General features: G+C 74.3%; 13 protein-coding genes. 9 read left to right on the forward strand and 4 right to left on the reverse strand.

The genetic code is table 11. The features are described 5' to 3' along the window. Window positions 1-229 precede the first annotated feature (229 nt). Window positions 230-2,827 carry a SulP family inorganic anion transporter gene (locus tag ACQKM2_RS10435; protein ID WP_427708342.1) on the reverse strand — a complete coding sequence of 866 codons (2,598 nt, stop codon included), beginning with the start codon at window positions 2,825-2,827 and terminating at the stop codon, window positions 230-232. A 235-nt stretch (window positions 2,828-3,062) separates the two neighbouring features. Here ACQKM2_RS10435 and ACQKM2_RS10440 point away from each other — a divergent pair, with 235 nt between their 5' ends. Continuing rightward, window positions 3,063-4,376, forward strand: a complete 1,314-nt coding sequence (locus tag ACQKM2_RS10440) for a hypothetical protein (protein WP_427708344.1) — start codon at window positions 3,063-3,065, stop codon at window positions 4,374-4,376. Here ACQKM2_RS10440 and ACQKM2_RS10445 read toward each other — a convergent pair. After that, on the reverse strand, window positions 4,333-5,346 hold the full coding sequence (locus tag ACQKM2_RS10445) for an ATP-binding protein (RefSeq protein ID WP_427708346.1): 1,014 nt from the start codon (window positions 5,344-5,346) through the stop codon (window positions 4,333-4,335). The two genes, ACQKM2_RS10440 and ACQKM2_RS10445, sit on opposite strands and share 44 nt — an antisense overlap. A 109-nt stretch (window positions 5,347-5,455) precedes the next feature. On the opposite strand from ACQKM2_RS10445, the gene ACQKM2_RS10450 reads away from it, so the two are divergent. After that, on the forward strand, window positions 5,456-6,292 hold the full coding sequence (locus ACQKM2_RS10450) for an oxidoreductase (RefSeq protein WP_427708348.1): 837 nt from the start codon (window positions 5,456-5,458) through the stop codon (window positions 6,290-6,292). A 411-nt stretch (window positions 6,293-6,703) separates the two neighbouring features. Here ACQKM2_RS10450 and ACQKM2_RS10455 read toward each other — a convergent pair whose 3' ends face one another. Further along, the gene (locus tag ACQKM2_RS10455; RefSeq protein ID WP_427708350.1) at window positions 6,704-7,567 is read right to left on the reverse strand and encodes an HAD family hydrolase; all 864 of its coding nucleotides are present in this window, start codon (window positions 7,565-7,567) and stop codon (window positions 6,704-6,706) included. Window positions 7,568-8,056: 489 nt separating this feature from the next. Between ACQKM2_RS10455 and ssd the strand changes: the two genes are divergently transcribed. The 7 genes from ssd to ACQKM2_RS10490 all read left to right on the forward strand — a co-directional run bounded on the left by ssd (window position 8,057) and on the right by ACQKM2_RS10490 (window position 13,231). Next, complete coding sequence (gene ssd, locus ACQKM2_RS10460) at window positions 8,057-9,184, forward strand: septum site-determining protein Ssd (protein ID WP_427708437.1); 1,128 nt, start codon at window positions 8,057-8,059, stop codon at window positions 9,182-9,184. Next, window positions 9,181-10,329, forward strand: coding sequence for a TadA family conjugal transfer-associated ATPase (locus tag ACQKM2_RS10465; RefSeq protein ID WP_427708352.1), 1,149 nt, complete (start codon window positions 9,181-9,183; stop codon window positions 10,327-10,329). The genes ssd and ACQKM2_RS10465 overlap by 4 nt, the downstream gene beginning before the upstream one ends. Continuing rightward, window positions 10,326-11,210 (forward strand): type II secretion system F family protein, encoded by an 885-nt coding sequence (locus ACQKM2_RS10470; RefSeq protein ID WP_427708354.1) that lies wholly within the window; start codon window positions 10,326-10,328, stop codon window positions 11,208-11,210. The genes ACQKM2_RS10465 and ACQKM2_RS10470 overlap by 4 nt, the downstream gene beginning before the upstream one ends. Next, window positions 11,210-11,986 carry a type II secretion system F family protein gene (locus ACQKM2_RS10475; protein WP_427708356.1) on the forward strand — a complete coding sequence of 259 codons (777 nt, stop codon included), beginning with the start codon at window positions 11,210-11,212 and terminating at the stop codon, window positions 11,984-11,986. Before ACQKM2_RS10470 ends, ACQKM2_RS10475 begins: the two co-directional genes overlap by 1 nt. A gap of 72 nt (window positions 11,987-12,058) precedes the next feature. Beyond that, window positions 12,059-12,256 carry a DUF4244 domain-containing protein gene (locus ACQKM2_RS10480; protein ID WP_125595112.1) on the forward strand — a complete coding sequence of 66 codons (198 nt, stop codon included), beginning with the start codon at window positions 12,059-12,061 and terminating at the stop codon, window positions 12,254-12,256. Continuing rightward, window positions 12,243-12,620: a TadE family type IV pilus minor pilin gene (locus ACQKM2_RS10485; protein WP_427708358.1), complete on the forward strand. Its 378-nt coding sequence runs from the start codon at window positions 12,243-12,245 to the stop codon at window positions 12,618-12,620. Before ACQKM2_RS10480 ends, ACQKM2_RS10485 begins: the two co-directional genes overlap by 14 nt. A 47-nt stretch (window positions 12,621-12,667) precedes the next feature. Continuing rightward, on the forward strand, window positions 12,668-13,231 hold the full coding sequence (locus ACQKM2_RS10490; RefSeq protein ID WP_427708359.1) for an Rv3654c family TadE-like protein: 564 nt from the start codon (window positions 12,668-12,670) through the stop codon (window positions 13,229-13,231). On the opposite strand, the gene ACQKM2_RS10495 is transcribed toward ACQKM2_RS10490, so the two are convergent. Beyond that, window positions 13,203-15,650: a DEAD/DEAH box helicase gene (locus ACQKM2_RS10495; protein WP_427708360.1), complete on the reverse strand. Its 2,448-nt coding sequence runs from the start codon at window positions 15,648-15,650 to the stop codon at window positions 13,203-13,205. The genes ACQKM2_RS10490 and ACQKM2_RS10495 overlap by 29 nt on opposite strands. Window positions 15,651-15,656 lie beyond the last annotated feature (6 nt).

A 15,656-nucleotide genomic window follows, 5' to 3' on the forward strand; every position in this document is an offset into this window, starting at 1 on the left:
GTTGTCCCCGGGCATAGCTGTGTCTCCGGGCATAGCTCATCAGTCGGATGCCCAGGTGACAAGGGGTAGCCGAAAATTGGTTTAGACCTATATCACGACCGGGAGGGTCGCGGCGCAGGTCCAGGAGCAGGTCCACGGCGTACGAATGGCCCCTTCCCGCTGCAGGGTGCGGGAAGGGGCCAACAGCTTGCACGGATACGGGAGGCTATCGGTTCGAACCGGCCGTGGATCACACGCTCTGGCCGACGCTGTCGAAAACCCGACAGTCGAAGAAGTCCTCTCCCTCGGACAGCAGATAGGCCTGCGCCTCACCCACGTGGAAGTACATCCCGTGCAGCTCCAGCGTGCCCTCGGCGAGCCGGCGGGCCACCGATTCGTGGGCCCGCAGGTGCTCCAGCTGCTGCACCACGTTGGTCAGGCACAGCTGTTCCACGGCGTCCGCCGGGAGCCGCCCGGAGATCCGGGCCCAGGCGTGGTGCCGGCTGCCCATCCGCTTCAGGCTGGGCAGGCCGTGCCGCAGCCAGCGCGTCAGCGGGGTCGCCGGCGCTTCCGGGTGGGAGTTCAGCAGAGCCTGCATGGCCCCGCAGCCCGAGTGTCCGCACACCGTGATGCTGGCGACCTTGAGCACGTCCACGGCGTACTCGATGGCCGCGGCGACCGAGTCGTCGGTGGCCTCTGCACCGGGCAGCGGGACGAGGTTGCCCACGTTGCGGACGGTGAAGAGGTCGCCCGGACCGCTCGCCGTGATCATGCTGGTGACCAGGCGGGAGTCCGCGCAGGTCAGGAAGAGCTGCGAAGGCCGCTGCCCCTCGCGGGCCAGCCGGGCCAGCTCGTCCCGGACGTGCGGGGCCGTGTCCCGCTGGAAGGCGCTGATCCCGCTGGCCAGTTGGCCTGCTCCGCGCCGGCGGGGCGCCGTCTCGGCGGCCGGGACTCCGGACGCGCTGGGGATCGTACGCACGACCGTGCCGCCGGGGTCCGCCGCGACGGCGGGGGCGTGTGCCGCGCGGTGGTCGCAGTGGTTCTGCCAGGGCGTCCAGGGCCGGCAGCAGTGGTGCGCCCCGCGCCCGGAGTCGCTCCGGTGGCCGCCGCCCGCACCGGACCTGGAGCCGGTCCGGCCGTGCCCGGCGGGGGAGGCGCCGGCGCCGGGGGGCGGGCCGGAGACCGGGCCCGGATCCGCGCCGGGGTCCCCTGCGGTGCGCGCGTGCGCACCCGCACCGGAGCCCGTGTCCGCGGCCGCGTCCGTGGCCCGGCCCTGGTCCGCGCCGGCTTCCGTGCCCGCGTCCGGGCCGGTGCCCGCGAGGGCCCGGCCGCCGCGGCCGGTGAGCTCCAGCGAACCGCCGTGCGCCAGATGCGAGTTCTGCCAGTCCTGCAGGGCCTCGTAGGCGGCGTGGTCCATGAAGGAGCCGTCCAGCTCGACCACCACGTGCCCGCCGTGCGGGACCTGGCTCAGCACCCGGCTCAGCCGGGGGACGGCCAGGAACGTCAACTGGCCGCGGGCGCAGATCCGGTGCACGCCGTCCAGCTCGGTCAGCGTGATGCGGGTCCGGGCCAGCCGGCGCAGGGCCAGTGCCACGGCGACCGCGATGCCGACGGCCACGCCCTCCAGCACTCCGCCCAGCACCACCGCGACGATGGTCGTCGCGTAGACCAGCACCTCCCCGTGCCGGGTGACCGTGCGCAGGTGCGTGATGCTGACCATCTGCACGCCGACGGCCATGACCAGGGCGGCCAGCGCCGCGAGCGGGATGAGGTCGAGGACGGGCACGAGCAGCCCGGCCGCGAGCACCACCCACAGCCCGTGGAACATGGCTGATTTTCGGCTGACGGCACCCGACTTCACATTGGCCACGCTGCGCACGGCCACGCCCGTGACGGGCAGTCCGCCCAGCATCCCGGAGACGATGTTCGCAGCGCCCTGGCCGCGGAGTTCGCGGTCGAGGTCGGCGCGGGGCGGGCGGTTGTCCGTACCGCGCTCGGCGGCGATCAGCTTGTCGGTGGCTACCGAGGACAGCAGGGACTCCACGCTGCCGACCAGCGTGATGGTCAGGACGGCGGCGATCAGGCCGAGCACCGGCCCCTCGGGCATCTCGGGCAGCGCGTGGCTGCGCCAGGACGGCAGGTCCACCCGGGGGAGGGTGAGCCCGGCGAGCGCCGCGAAGGCGGTGGCGGTGGCGACGGCCGCGAGCGCGGCGGGCACCTTGCGCAGGGCGCGGCCCGCCCGCCCGGGCAGCCTTCCCCAGCCCAGCAGGACGCACAGGGTCAGCGCGCTCACTCCGAGGGCCGCAGGATGAGGATCGGCCAACTGGGCGGGCAGTCCGAGGACGTTGGCCACGGCGGAGCTCTGCGGACTGCCGCCGAGCACGATGTGCAGCTGGGCCAGGGCGATGGTCACGCCGATGCCGGCGAGCATCCCGTGCACGATCGCGGGGCTCACCATGAGCGCCGACCGGGCGGTCCGCAGGAGCGCGAGCCCGAGCTGGCAGACACCGGCGAGCACGGTGATGGCGCAGGTGGTGCGCCAGCCGTAGCGCTGGATCAACTCGGCGGTCACCACGGTGAGTCCGGCGGCCGGACCGCTCACCTGGAGGGGGGCTCCGCCGAACCGGCCGGCCACGATCCCGCCCACGGCCGCTGCCACCAGCCCCGCCTGGAGCGGGGCTCCGGTGGCGAGCGCGATGCCGAGGGAGAGCGGCAGGGCGATCAGGAAGACGGCGGCGGACGCGGACAGGTCCGCGGGGAGGTCCTTGAGCGGACTTCGCTTCTGGGGGCCGGCCTGGGCCGGGGCCGGGGTCGGTTCCGGGGTGGTGGCTGGGGTGGTGGCTGTCATGGGTTCCCGTCTCCTCTGAGGAGGGATGAAGCGGCGGGAGTCTCAACACTCGGTAAATGAATGGTAATGGAGAGTAAAGAGCGGTGGTAGGTAATGCACGCAAATGGCCTAGGAATTAGCACTCAAGGGTGAATAAGTATTTTGTCTGGCTTGTCACACCTTCCTAAAACACGACTGCGTGGGACGTTCCATCGCGAAAGGTCCCGCGATGGAACTGCGAGGGAGAGGTGTGCGGATGATCGCCGCCACGAAGAAGATCGCCGGCGGCCTGGTCGCCACGGCCCTGGTCCTGTGCGCCGCCGGGTGCAGCGGTTCCGGGCCGGCCAAACCCGGAGCGCCCGGCGGCCAGAGTGCGAAGAAGGGCCCCGCCGCCCCGGACGCTCCCGGCAGCCTCAACCGCCTCATCGGCGACGGCTCGACGGCCTACACCGGCTCGCAGCCCAACGTGCAGGTGCCGAAGAAGCTGAAACCGGGCGAGAAGCCCCCGCAGTTCGTGGTCTTCTCGTGGGACGGCGCGGGTGAGGACAGCCAGAAGCTCTTCTCGCACTTCCGGGAGGTGGGCAAGCAGTACAACGCCCGGATGACGTACTTCCTCAGCGGGGTGTACCTGCTGCCGGAGGAGAAGCGTTCCCTCTACACCGCGCCGCAGCACTCACCGGGCCTGTCCGACATCGGCTTCGGCGACCTCCAGGGCATCAAGGACACCGCCACCCAGGTCCGCGCCGCCTGGCTGGAGGGCAACGAGATCGGCACCCACTTCAACGGCCACTTCTGCGGCCCCGACGGCGGCGTCGGCACCTGGTCGGTGGCGGAGTGGAAGAGCGAGATCAACCAGGCCAAGTCGTTCGTCAAGAACTGGAAGACGAACGCGGGCCTGAAGAACATGGCCCCGCTCCCCTTCGACTACGACAAGGAGTTGATCGGGGCCCGCACCCCCTGCCTCGAAGGCCAGAAGAACTTCATGCTGGCGGCCAAGGACATGGGCTTCCGCTACGACTCCAGCGGCATCAGCAAGCAGATCTGGCCCAAGAAGACGGACGGGCTCTGGGACCTGCCGCTCCAGCTGGTGCCCATGCCCGGGCGTGCCTTCGACACGCTGAGCATGGACTACAACTACATGGTCAACCAGTCCGGTACGACCACGCAGGGCGACCCCGCGCAGCACCAGTACTGGGGCGACCAGATGCGCGACGGCCTGCGGCAGGCCTTCGACCGGGCCTACCAGGGCAACCGCGCACCGCTGATCATCGGCAACCACTTCGAGTCGTGGAACGGCGGCACCTACATGCGGGCCGTCGAGGAGTCGGTCAAGGACATGTGCACCAAGCCGGAGGTGCGGTGCGTGCCCTTCCGCGACCTGGCCGACTGGCTGGACGTCCAGAACCCGAAGACGCTGGAGTGGATGCGCACCCTCGACGTCGGCGAGGCGCCGAAGGAGGGCTGGACGAAGTTCCTCACCGCGGGGCCGCCGGCGCCTCCGGCCGCCCCGCCGGGCGCGGACAAGGTCAAGCCGGCTGAGGAGCGGGCAGCGGAGCAGGACGAGGGCTGACCAGGGCCTCGTGGAGCACGAAGGCGGGGTCGACCTGTTCCGCCAGGTCGACCCCGGTCTTGGCGTTCCCCCAGCTCTCGGCGTTGCGCAGGTGGAAGTGCACCATCTGCTCGGTGTACCTGCTCCAGTCGCGGTGCGCGTAGGAGTCCTCCGCCGCGTCCTGGAGTGCCTGGAGGGCGAGCCGGTTGCTGGCCTCCAGCAGTTCGAACGCGGCCGGACGGCCCCGTTCCATCGCACGGACCCAGTCGGAGTGCCCGAAGGTGACGAGCAGGTCCTCGCCCACCTCGTCCTGGAGGAACTCGATGTCCTCCGGGCCCTGCACCTTGTTGCCGACCACCTTGAGCACCACCCCGAAGTCCCGGGCGTACTCCTTGTACTGGCGGTAGACGGAGACGCCCTTGCGGGTCGGCTCGGCGACGAGGAAGGTCACGTCGAAGCGGGTGAACATGCCGGACGCGAAGGAGTCGGACCCGGCCGTCATGTCGACGACCACGTACTCGTCCGGGCCGTCGACCAGGTGGTTGAGGCAGAGCTCGACCGCGCCGACCTTCGAGTGGTAGCAGGCCACGCCCAGGTCGGACTCGGTGAACGGGCCCGTCGCCATCAGCCGTACGGAGTCCCCGTCGTCGAGCGGCAGCGTGCGCGCGCAGGCCTCGTAGACCGGGTTGTCCTCGGTGATGCGCAGCAGGCGCGAGCCGGCGCCGGGCGGCGTGGTCTTGATCATGCTGTCGGCGGAGGCGATGCGCGGGTTGGAGCCGCGCAGGTACTCCTTGATCAGCGGCAGGTGCGCGCCCAGGGCGGGAAGTGCGGCGGCTTCTTGGTCGGTGAGCCCGAGGGCGGCCCCGAGGTGCTGGTTGATGTCGGCGTCCACCGCGACGACGGGTGCTTCATTGGCTGCGAGGTGGCGGATGAAGAGGGAGGACAGCGTCGTCTTGCCGCTGCCGCCCTTTCCCACGAAAGCGATCTTCATGTTCACCAAGCGTAGCGGCATGGTAGCGGGGTGTGGTCAAGGTGAGTGAAGAAGACCACTCCAAGGAGGGGTCGGTGCTATGGGTGCGCAGTGCGTAGGCTCCCTACTTATGAGTAGCGCTTCTGACCCGCTGGCGGCCCTCGGATCCCTGCCGGGGGTCGCGGAGTCCGTGGATTCCGTACGCAAGGCCGTGGACCGCGTCTACGGGCACCGGGTGATGCGCCGGCGCAGCGGCGAGATCACCTCGGAGGCCGCCCTGCGCGGCGCCCGGGCCAGCGCGGCGCTGTCCGGTGCCGACTGGGCCCTGGAGGAGGTGCGCCGCCGGACCGACTTCGGGGTGGAGGAGGAGGCGCGCACGGTGGGCGCCGCGCTGCGGCTGACGGCGGAGGCCGGGCAGCTGTTGAGCATCTGGCGCCAGTCCCCGATGCGGGTGCTGGCGCGCCTGCACCTGGTGGCGTGCGGGGTGGCGGCCCCGGCGGCCGACGGGGCCGTCGACGTGGTCGGACGGCCGCGGCTGGCCGGCGAACCGGTGGACGAGCCCCTGGTGGACCTGCCGCTCCCGGGCGCCGACGAGGTCGCGGGGCGGCTGGACGGGCTGTCCCGGCTGGTCATCGCCGGCGGGTCGGCTCCGGCGCTGGTGACGGCCGCGGTGGTGCACGGGGAGCTGCTGGCCCTGCGGCCCTTCGCCTCGTACAACGGGCTGGTGGCGCGGGCGGCCGAGCGGATCGTGCTGATCAACAGCGGGCTGGACCCGAAGGCGATCTGCCCGGCCGAGGTCGGCCACGCGGAGCAGGGGGCGGAGGCCTACCTGAAGGCCTTCGAGGGGTACGTCTCCGGGACCGCTGAGGGGATGGCGGAGTGGATCGGGCACTGCGGCCGCTCGATCGAGCTCGGTGTCCGTGAGTCGACCGCGGTCTGCGAGGCGCTTCAGCGCGGCGCGGCCTGAGGCCGTTCCGGCAGGTCGTGCGGGCCCGATCGGGCGCGCCGTTCCGGCCGGGCACAGGGTTGCGGCGACACCGTCTTGCTCTGGTGTCGCCGCTGGCATTCACGCCCAGTTACCAAGCGTCCTCGATGGTTGCCCATCAGGCCGGGAACTTTGCCCGTGGCCTGGTGCGGCTGGCCCGTAATCGACGGGTCGACGTCGCGTGGGTGCTCGGCGTTCATGCTTCGGTCCGTGGGCCTTACTGCGTTTTAAAGATGATCCTCTCGGATGTTCTTTGGTCTCGCGGGCCGTGACTCCTTTGTACTCCGCTTCGGTGCCGAGCGAAACCCCTGGCCGGATTCCTTTACTTTCCGGGGCGACCCGGGGCGAACCGGACAGTCTGTATCGCCCCAGGTCGGGAGGGTCCGGTCAGGCCTAGGCGGCCGGGATCCCCGCGCGCCGGCGGCTCGCGTACCAGACGAGGCCGGCGGTGGCGGCGGCCGCGCCGACGGCCGCCGCCGCGACGAGGGCGGGCCGCGCCGGCATCGACAGCCCGGGCAGGCGCTGCTTCAGCCGCACCGGCCGGTTGAACACCAGGACCGGCCACTCCCGTGCGACGGCCTCGCGCCGCAGCGCGCGGTCGGGGTTGACGGCGTGCGGGTGCCCCACGGCCTCCAGCATCGGGACGTCGGTGATCGAGTCGCTGTACGCGTAGCACCGCGCGAGGTCGTACCCCTCGGACTCGGCGAGCTCGCGTACGGCCTCCGCCTTCGTGGGGCCGTAGGCGTAGTACTCGATCTCCCCGGTGAAGCAGCCGTCCTCGCCGACCACCATGCGGGTGGCGACGATCCGGTCCGCGCCGAGCATCTCGCCGATGGGCTCGACGACTTCGGCGCCCGAGCTGGACACGATCACCACGTCACGGCCGGCCGTGTGGTGGGCCTCGATGAGGGACGCGGCCTCGTCGTAGATGATCGGGTCGATCAGGTCGTGCAGGGCTTCGGCGACGATCTCCCGGACCTGCTGGACGTTCCACCCCTTGCAGAGTGCGGACAGGTACTCCCGCATCCGCTCCATCTGGTCGTGGTCGGCGCCGCCGGCCAGGAAGATGAACTGGGTGTAGGCGGTCCGCAGCACGGCGCGGCGGTTGATCAGGCCGCCCCGGTAGAAGGACTTGCTGAACGTCAGAGCGCTCGACTTCGCAATGACCGTCTTGTCCAGGTCGAAGAAGGCGGCGGTCCGAGGCAGCGAGTGCGGCAAGGGCTGATTTTCCACGTGCCGAGCATATGCGCCCACCATTCGGCGTAAGGTGTGGCGCGTGGGTTTGCCTGAGAAGGCTCTCGGGTACACCATGGAAGTCACGGATCGTTCGCGACCGTGCTAACCCGGTCTGGCTCCTCCCCCCCCGAGTCGGACCGTGGGGACGACCCCCGCTCTCCCCCCCGGCGGGGGTCGTCGCATGTCCGGACGCGGTTTGCGTCCCCTTCACCCGGTCGGCGGCGGCCGTCATCACGGCCCTCCCTCATCGATGGGCCCGTCTGGCACAGGCCTGCACTCCTCCAGACTCGTGACGCTGCGTAGTGGTTCCGCAGCGCTGTGGAACTCACCTGATGGTGTGGCGAAGTTATTCACAGGCGCCCTCTTGTCCACAGTTTTCGAGCAAGATCCACTTCTTTTTCCGGATCCCTCCACCGTGATTCCAGCCGCGAAGTCCGCGGCTCGTGGATTTGCAGGGAGAAGGGGGCGGAGATCGTGGCTGGATCGAAGTCGTGTGAAGCACAGGCACCCGTGGTGGCAGGCGGGGGAGGGAGCCGCGGCCGCACCGCGGGCGCCGCACCCGGTGGCGGACGGCCGCTGATCATCACCGAGGACCCGCTGCTCCTCGACGACCTGCTGCGGCTGTGCGCCGCCGCGGGCGCCGAGCCGCACGTGCACCACGCGGTGCCGGAGCGGAGCGCGGACGGGGCCGGGGCCACGGGGTGGGACTCCGCACCCCTGGTGCTGGTCGGGGACGACGCCGCCCGCCGGGTACGCGGGGCACCGCGCCGGGACGGGGTGCTCCTCGTCGGCCGGGACCTCGACGACCCCCTCGTGTGGCAGCGGGCCGTGGAGATCGGCGCCCAGGAGGTCCTGCGCCTGCCCGACGCCGAGAGCATGCTCGTCGACCGCATCGCCGACGTGGCGGAAGGCGCCGGCCGGCCCGCGCTGGCCGTCGGCGTGATCGGCGGCAGCGGCGGGGCCGGGGCCTCCACCCTCGCCTGCGCGCTCGCCCTCCGGGCGGCCAAGGGCGGCGAGCGCACGATCCTCATCGACGCCGACCCGCTCGGCGGGGGCATGGACGTGCTGCTCGGCGGCGAGAACGCCGAAGGACTGCGGTGGCCCGACTTCGCCGCCTCGCGCGGCCGCGTCGGAGCCGGGGCGCTGGAGGAGTCCCTGCCCGAGCTGCACGCGCTGCGGGTGCTGAGCTGGGACCGCGGGGAGCGGGTGGTCGTGCCGCCCGCCGCGATGCGGTCGGTCGTGGCCGCCGCCCGCAGGCGCGGCGGGGTCGTGGTGGTCGACCTGCCCCGCCGGGTGGACGAGGCCGTCGCAGAGGTGCTGGCCCAGCTGGACCTCGTGCTGCTGGTGGTGCCGGGCGAGCTGCGCTCGGTGGCCGCGGCGGGGCGGGTCGCCGCCGGGGTCCGCATGGCGGCCCGGGACGTCCGCGCCGTCGTGCGGGGCCGCTGTCCCGAGGGGCTCGACGCCGAAGCCGTGGCGGGGCTGCTGGGGGTCCCGCTCGCCGGGGAGGTACCGGTCGAGGTGGGGCTCCCGGGGAGGGTCGCCGAGGGGGAACCGCCGGGTGCGCGGGGCACGCTGGCCCGCTTCTGCGACGGCTTCTGGCGCCGGGCGCTCGGCTCCGCCCAGGGGGTGCCGGCATGAGCGCCCTGCTGCTGGACGCGGTGCGCCAGCACCTCGCGGAGAGCGGGGCCGAGCCCACGCCCGCCCGGGTCGCGGCCGCCCTGCGGGCCCAGGGGCGGCTCCTCGGTGACGCGGAAGTACTGGGCGTGGCCGCCGAGTTGCGTTCCGAACTGGTGGGCGCGGGGCCGCTGGAGCCGCTCCTCGCCGACCCCGCCGTCACCGACGTGCTGGTGGCCGCCCCCGACCGGGTGTGGGTGGACCGGGGCGGCGGGCTGGAGCTGACCCCGGTGGCGTTCGCCGACGCCGAGGCCGTGCGCAGGCTGGCCCAGCGGCTGGCCGCCGTCGCGGGGAGGCGGCTGGACGACGCCCGGCCCTGGGTCGACGCCCGGCTGCCCGACGGCACCCGGCTGCACGCCGTGCTGCCTCCCGTGGCCGTCGGATCGGCCTGCCTGTCGCTGCGCGTGGTGCGGCCCAAGGCGTTCACGCTGGACGAGCTCGTCGCCGCCGGGACCCTGCCGCCGGGCGGACAGCGGCTGCTGCGGGCGATGATCGAGGCCCGGCTGTCGTTCCTCGTCTCCGGCGGGACCGGGACGGGCAAGACCACCCTGCTCAGCGCCCTGCTGGGACTGGTCGGGCCGGGCGAGCGGATCGTGCTCGCCGAGGACTCCGCCGAGCTGCGCCCCGACCATCCCCATGTGGTGCGGCTGGAGACCCGGCCCGCGAACCAGGAGGGGGCCGGGCTGGTCACCCTCGCCGACCTGGTCCGCCAGGCCCTGCGGATGCGGCCCGACCGGCTGGTGGTCGGCGAGGTGCGGGGCGCGGAGGTGGCCGACCTGCTCGCCGCCCTGAACACCGGGCACGAAGGGGGCTGCGGGACGGTGCACGCCAACGCCGCGGCACACGTGCCCGCCCGGCTGGAGGCCCTCGGAACGGCCGCCGGGCTCGACCGGGCCGCCCTGCACAGCCAGTTGGCGGCCGCGCTGACCCTGGTGGTCCACCTGGTCCGGGACCGGTCCGGGAAGCGTCGGGTGGCCGAGGTGCACGTGCTGGAGCGGGACCCGGCCGGCCTGGTGGTCACCCTGCCCGCGCTGCGCTGGGGGCCGCGCGGCTTCGTACGGGAGGCCGGCTGGACGCGGCTCGCCCCGCTGCTGGGGGGTGCGCTGTGAACCCCGGGGCGCTCGGGTCGGTGCCGGTGTTCGCCGGGGTGCTCTGCGCAGGGGCCGCGGCCTGGGGGCTGGCCGGGGGTGAGCGGCAGCCCCGGCGGGCCCGGCTGGTCCTGGCCGGAGGCGGGCCGCTGGTGCCGGGCGGGCCGGCGCCCGGGCAGTGGCTGGCGGCCGCGGTGCGGGTACGGGCCGCGCGGTGGCGGGAGTGGGCCGGCCTGGCGGCCGGGGTGCTCGTCGCCGCGGCGGGCGGGTCGGTGATCCCGCTGCTGCTCGGCGCGGCCTCGGTACCGCTGCTGCGGCGCTGGCTGCGGGCCAGGGAGCGGGAGCGGGCGCGCGCCGCCCGTGCGGCGGGGGTCGTGGAGCTGTGCGGGGCCGTCGTGGGGGAGCTGCGGGCCGGCGCCCAGCCGGGCAGGGCGCTGACCGTGGCGATACGGCGTACGGCGGCCGGTCCCGGTGGTCCGGGGGCGGCGGAGACGGGGGTGCTGGCCGCCGCCGCGTTCGGCGGGGACGTGGCCGGGGCCCTGCACCAGGCGGCGCGGGAGCCCGGTGCGCGGGGACTGGCCGGGATGGCCGCCTGCTGGCGGGTCTCGGTGGACGGCGGAGCGGGCCTCGCGGCCGGACTCGACCGGCTGGAAGGGGCGTTGCGGGCCGAGCGGGACCGGGAGGAGTCGCTGCGGGCCCAGCTCGCGGGGGCCAGGTCCACGACGGTGGTGCTCGCGCTGCTGCCGCTGGTGGGCCTGCTGATGGGCACCGCACTGGGCGCGGATCCGCTGCGGGTGCTGCTGCACTCCCCGGTCGGGTGGGGCTGCCTGCTCGCGGGCGGGCTGCTGGAGGCGCTGGGGCTGCTGTGGTGCCGGCGGATCGTGCGGACGGGGGAGCGGTGATGGACGGCTCCGCGGTCCACAGGCTGGGGACGGCGTTGTGCGCGGCGGCGCTGGTGTGGTGGCCGGCGTCGGCGGTGGCGGCGCGGCTGGGGCGGCGGGCGGTCCGGCGCAGGACCGCGGTGCTCTTCCGGGCCGGGCCGGTGCGGCGGGGCCCGCGGTGGGGGCCGGGGATCCGGGCCGCGGGGCTGTCCTGGGCGGGGCCGGCCGGGGCGCTGCTGGCGGGCTGGGTGCTGGTCGGCGGGGTGCCGGGGCTGCTCGTCGGGTGCGGGGCGGCGTTCGCGGCACGGCGGCTGCTCGCGCGGGCCCGGCCGTCCGGCGGGCCGGACCCCCGGGAGGTGGAGGCGCAGCTGCCGTTCGCGGCGGACCTGCTGGCGGCCTGTCTCGCCGCGGGGGCGGGGCCGGTGGAGGCGGCCGAGGTGGTCGGGGAGTCGCTGGGCGGCCCGGTGGGCGAGCGGCTGGCGCTCGCGGGTGCGGAGCTGCGCCTCGGCGGCGAACCGGGGGCGGCGTGGGGGAGGTTGGCCGAGATACCCGGGGCGCGGGGGCTGGCGGAGTGCCTGGAGCGGGCCGCGCGGACCGGGGCGCCGGCCGCGGAGCCGGTCTCCCGCCTGGCGGCGGCCCTGAGGGCGGACCGCTCCCGGCGGGCGGGCGCCAGGGCACAGCGGGCGGCGGTGCTCGTCACCGCTCCGGTGGGGCTGTGCTTCCTCCCCGCGTTCCTCGCGGTCGGCGTGGCGCCGGTGGTGATCGGAATGGCCTCGGGACTGCTGTCGCAGCGGTGACGCGAACCGTCCGGGGCGGCGGAAATCAAAAACTGAAATCAGATCAAGAACGTAATCCCACAGGAGGTTGTCATGAGGATCATCCGGAATCGGTTGCGGGCGGTGCTGAAGGGGCGTGGGGGTGATGCGGGAATGTCGACCTCGGAATACGCCATGGGCACGATCGCGGCGTGTGCGTTCGCGGCGGTCCTGTACAAGGTGGTGACGAGCGACGTGGTGTCGGCGGCACTCCAGTCGACCATCGGGAAGGCGCTCGATGCGCCCTTCTGAGCGAAAGCGGCCGCGAATCGGGGACCGCGGATATGTGACGGCGGAGGCCGCTGTGGTCATTCCGGCCCTGGTCCTGTTCGCGGCGCTGCTGGTGTGGGCGCTGATGGCGGCGGCCGCGCAGATCCGGTGTGTGGACGCCGCCCGGGCGGGTGCCCGGGTGGCGGCCCGGTCCGAGCCGGTGGCGGCGGCGGTGGCGGCGGCCCGGGAGGCCGCGCCGGAGGGGGCCGAGGTGGAGGTGGAGCGGTCCGGCGACCTGTGGCGGGTCCGGGTGGCCGCTCCGGCGCCGGGGCCGGGCGGGCTGCCGGTACGGCTGGGGGCGCGTGCGGTGGCCCTGGCGGAGGACAGCGTGGGGCCGCCGCCGTGATCCGGGGCCGGCTCCGGGGTGCCGGGCGGGACCGGGGGGTCGCGACGGTGTGGGCCACCGTGGTGGCGGCGGTGCTGGTGGCCGTGTTCGGGGGTGTGCTGCTGCTCGGGCAGGCGGTGGTGGCCCGCCACCGGGCCGGCGCCGCGGCCGACCTGGCGGCCCTGGCGGCGGCCGCGAGCTGGGCGCACGGCCCCGAGCGGGCCTGTGCGGCGGCCCGGCGGGTGGCCGGGGCCCAGGGGGCGGTGGTGGCCGCCTGCGAGGTCGGCGGGGAGGTGGCCGTGGTCCGGGCCGCCGCCCGGGCCGGCCCCTTCACCCCCGAGGCCGCCGCCCGGGCGGGACCGCCTCCGGCCCCCACCGCCGGGCCGGGCGACCCGGAGCCCGCCGCCAGTCCGGGGCCCGCCAGCCCTGGGCCCGCCGGTCCGGGGCCTGCCGCCGCCGGGCCCGGCGATGCGGGAGCCGATGCCGCCGGGCCCGGTGCGCCGGGACCCGCCGCCGGGTCTGCCGGACCGGGAGCCGATGCCACCGCCGGGTCTGCCGGAGCGGGGCGCGGCGCGGGCGTCGGAGGGCCGGGGCCGGGGGTGGTCAGGGGGCTGTGGAGAGGAGGCGGGTGAGGAGGCGTACGGCGCCGCGTTTGTGGAGGGGGTCGTTGCCGTTGCCGCACTTGGGGGACTGGATGCAGGAGGGGCAGCCCGCCTCGCACTCGCAGGCGGCGATGGCGTCCCGGGTGGCGGTGAGCCAGGCCCTCGCCGTCCGGAAGCCCCGCTCGGCGAAGCCGGCGCCGCCCGGGTGGCCGTCGTACACGAAGACCGTGGGCAGCAGGGTGTCCGGATGCAGCGGGACGGAGACCCCGCCGATGTCCCAGCGGTCGCAGGTGGCGAACAGCGGGAGCAGGCCGATGGAGGCGTGCTCGGCGGCGTGCAGGGCGCCTCCGAGGATCTCCGGGCCGATCCGGGCCTCGTCCAGCTGGTCCTCGGTCACCGTCCACCACACGGCCCGGGTGCGCAGGGTCCGCGGCGGCAGGTCGAGCTTGGCCTCGCCGAGCACCTCGCCGGTGACCAGCTTGCGGCGCAGGTAGGAGACGACCTGGTTGGTGACCTCGACGGAGCCGAAGCAGAGCCGGGCCGAGCCCCAGGGGATTTCGGTCTCGGTCTCCAGGATGGAGATGGAGGTGGTGTCGCGGGCGGTGGTGGAGAAGGGCGGGTTCGCCTCCTCGACCAGGGCGGCCGAGTCCTCCAGGTCCAGGTGTTTCACCAGGTAGGTGCGGCCCTGGTGGAGGTGGACGGCGCCGTCGTGGACGGCGGTGTGCGAGGCGGACTCGTCGACGGTGCCCAGCAGCCGGCCGGTGGAGGCCTCCACGATCTGCACCGGGCGGCCACCGCCGCCGCGGATGTCGGTCAGGTCCGAGGCCCGTTCCCGGCGGGTCCAGTGCCAGGCGGTGGCCCGGCGGCGCAGCAGCTTCGCCGCCTCCAGCTGGGGCATGAGGCCGCGCGCGGCGGGGCCGAAGAGGTCCAGGTCGGCCTCGGTCAGGGGCAGCTCGGCGGCGGCCGCGCACAGGTGCGGGGCCAGGACGTACGGGTTGTCGGGGTCCAGCACGGTGGCCTCCACCGGCTGCCGGAACAGGGCCTCGGGGTGGTGGACCAGGTAGGTGTCCAGCGGGTCGTCCCGGGCGACCAGGACGGCCAGGGCGCCCTGCCCCGAGCGTCCGGCGCGCCCGGCCTGCTGCCACAGCGAGGCCCGGGTGCCCGGGTAGCCGGTGATCAGCACGGCGTCCAGGCCGGAGACGTCGACGCCCAGCTCCAGGGCGGTGGTCGCGGCCAGTCCCAGCAGTTCCCCGGAGTGCAGGGCCCGCTCCAGGGCCCGGCGCTCCTCGGGCAGGTAGCCGCCGCGGTAGGCGGCGACCCGTCCGGGCAGGGACCGGTCCACCGCCGCGAGCCGCTCCTGGGCGATCACCGAGATCAGCTCGGCTCCGCGTCGGGAGCGGACGAAGGCAACGGTCCGCACGCCCTGTACGACCAGGTCGGTCAGCAGGTCGGCGGTCTCGGCGGTCGCGGTCCGGCGCACCGGGGCGCCCTTCTCGCCCCTGAGCTCGGTCAGCGGCGGCTCCCACAGGGCGAAGACGACCTCTCCGCGCGGGGAGGCGTCGTCGGTGATCTCGGTGACCGGCACGCCGGTCAGCCGGGACGCGGCGGCCGCGGGGTCGCTGGCGGTGGCGGAGGCCAGCAGGAAGACCGGTTCGGAGCCGTAGCGGGCGCACAGCCGCCGCAGCCGCCGCAGGACCTGGGCGACGTGGGAGCCGAACACCCCGCGGTAGGTGTGGCACTCGTCGACGACGACGTAGCGCAGGGCCTTCAGGAAGGAGGACCAGCGGGGGTGGGAGGGCAGGATCCCCCGGTGCAGCATGTCGGGGTTGGTCAGCACGTAGTTGGCGTACTGGCGCACCCACTCGCGTTCCTCGACGGGGGTGTCCCCGTCGTACACGGCCGGACGGACGGCGTTCCCCAGGGGGGCGGCCAGCTCCCGGACGGCCCGCCGCTGGTCGGCGGCCAGAGCCTTGGTCGGAGCGAGGTAGAGGGCGGTCGCACCCCGCCCGTTCGGCGCCTCGGCGCCGTCCGCGAGGGCGGACAGCACGGGGGCCAGGTAGGCCAGGGACTTCCCGGAGGCGGTGCCGGTGGCGACGACCACGGACTCGCCGTCCAGGGCGTGCTCGGCGGCCGCGGCCTGGTGTTCCCACGGATGGTCGATCCCTGCGTCGCGGATCGCGGCTACGACATCCGTTCGGATGCGATGGGGCCAGACCGCATGACGGCCCTCCCGAGGGGGCAAGTGCTCCGTATGGGTGATGCGCGCAGCCCGGGAAGGCCCCCGTGACAGGCGGTCCAGGACCGTGCCGGGAGCGGGTCGTGGATCGGCTGGTGCCGTGGGCGGACCGGGGCGGTGAGTGTTGGCCATTGGAACCGAGTGTGTCACTGGCGTGCGGGACAATGGTCCCAAGGCGTCGTGCGCGCCTGCCGGTAAGTGATTGAATGCCATCGCGGC

Source organism: Streptomyces sp. NPDC004126 (genome assembly GCF_050275515.1).
Taxonomy (GTDB): Bacteria; Actinomycetota; Actinomycetes; order Streptomycetales; family Streptomycetaceae; genus Streptomyces.

Coding starts and splice junctions, on each gene's coding strand:
- ACQKM2_RS10435 (WP_427708342.1), bottom strand. CDS start 2,827: ATGACAGCCACCACCCCAGCCACCACCCCGGAACCGACCCCGGCCCCG.
- ACQKM2_RS10440 (WP_427708344.1), top strand. CDS start 3,063: ATGATCGCCGCCACGAAGAAGATCGCCGGCGGCCTGGTCGCCACGGCC.
- ACQKM2_RS10445 (WP_427708346.1), bottom strand. CDS start 5,346: ATGAAGATCGCTTTCGTGGGAAAGGGCGGCAGCGGCAAGACGACGCTG.
- ACQKM2_RS10450 (WP_427708348.1), top strand. CDS start 5,456: ATGAGTAGCGCTTCTGACCCGCTGGCGGCCCTCGGATCCCTGCCGGGG.
- ACQKM2_RS10455 (WP_427708350.1), bottom strand. CDS start 7,567: ATGGTGGGCGCATATGCTCGGCACGTGGAAAATCAGCCCTTGCCGCAC.
- ACQKM2_RS10465 (WP_427708352.1), top strand. CDS start 9,181: ATGAGCGCCCTGCTGCTGGACGCGGTGCGCCAGCACCTCGCGGAGAGC.
- ACQKM2_RS10475 (WP_427708356.1), top strand. CDS start 11,210: ATGGACGGCTCCGCGGTCCACAGGCTGGGGACGGCGTTGTGCGCGGCG.
- ACQKM2_RS10480 (WP_125595112.1), top strand. CDS start 12,059: ATGAGGATCATCCGGAATCGGTTGCGGGCGGTGCTGAAGGGGCGTGGG.
- ACQKM2_RS10485 (WP_427708358.1), top strand. CDS start 12,243: ATGCGCCCTTCTGAGCGAAAGCGGCCGCGAATCGGGGACCGCGGATAT.
- ACQKM2_RS10495 (WP_427708360.1), bottom strand. CDS start 15,650: ATGGCATTCAATCACTTACCGGCAGGCGCGCACGACGCCTTGGGACCA.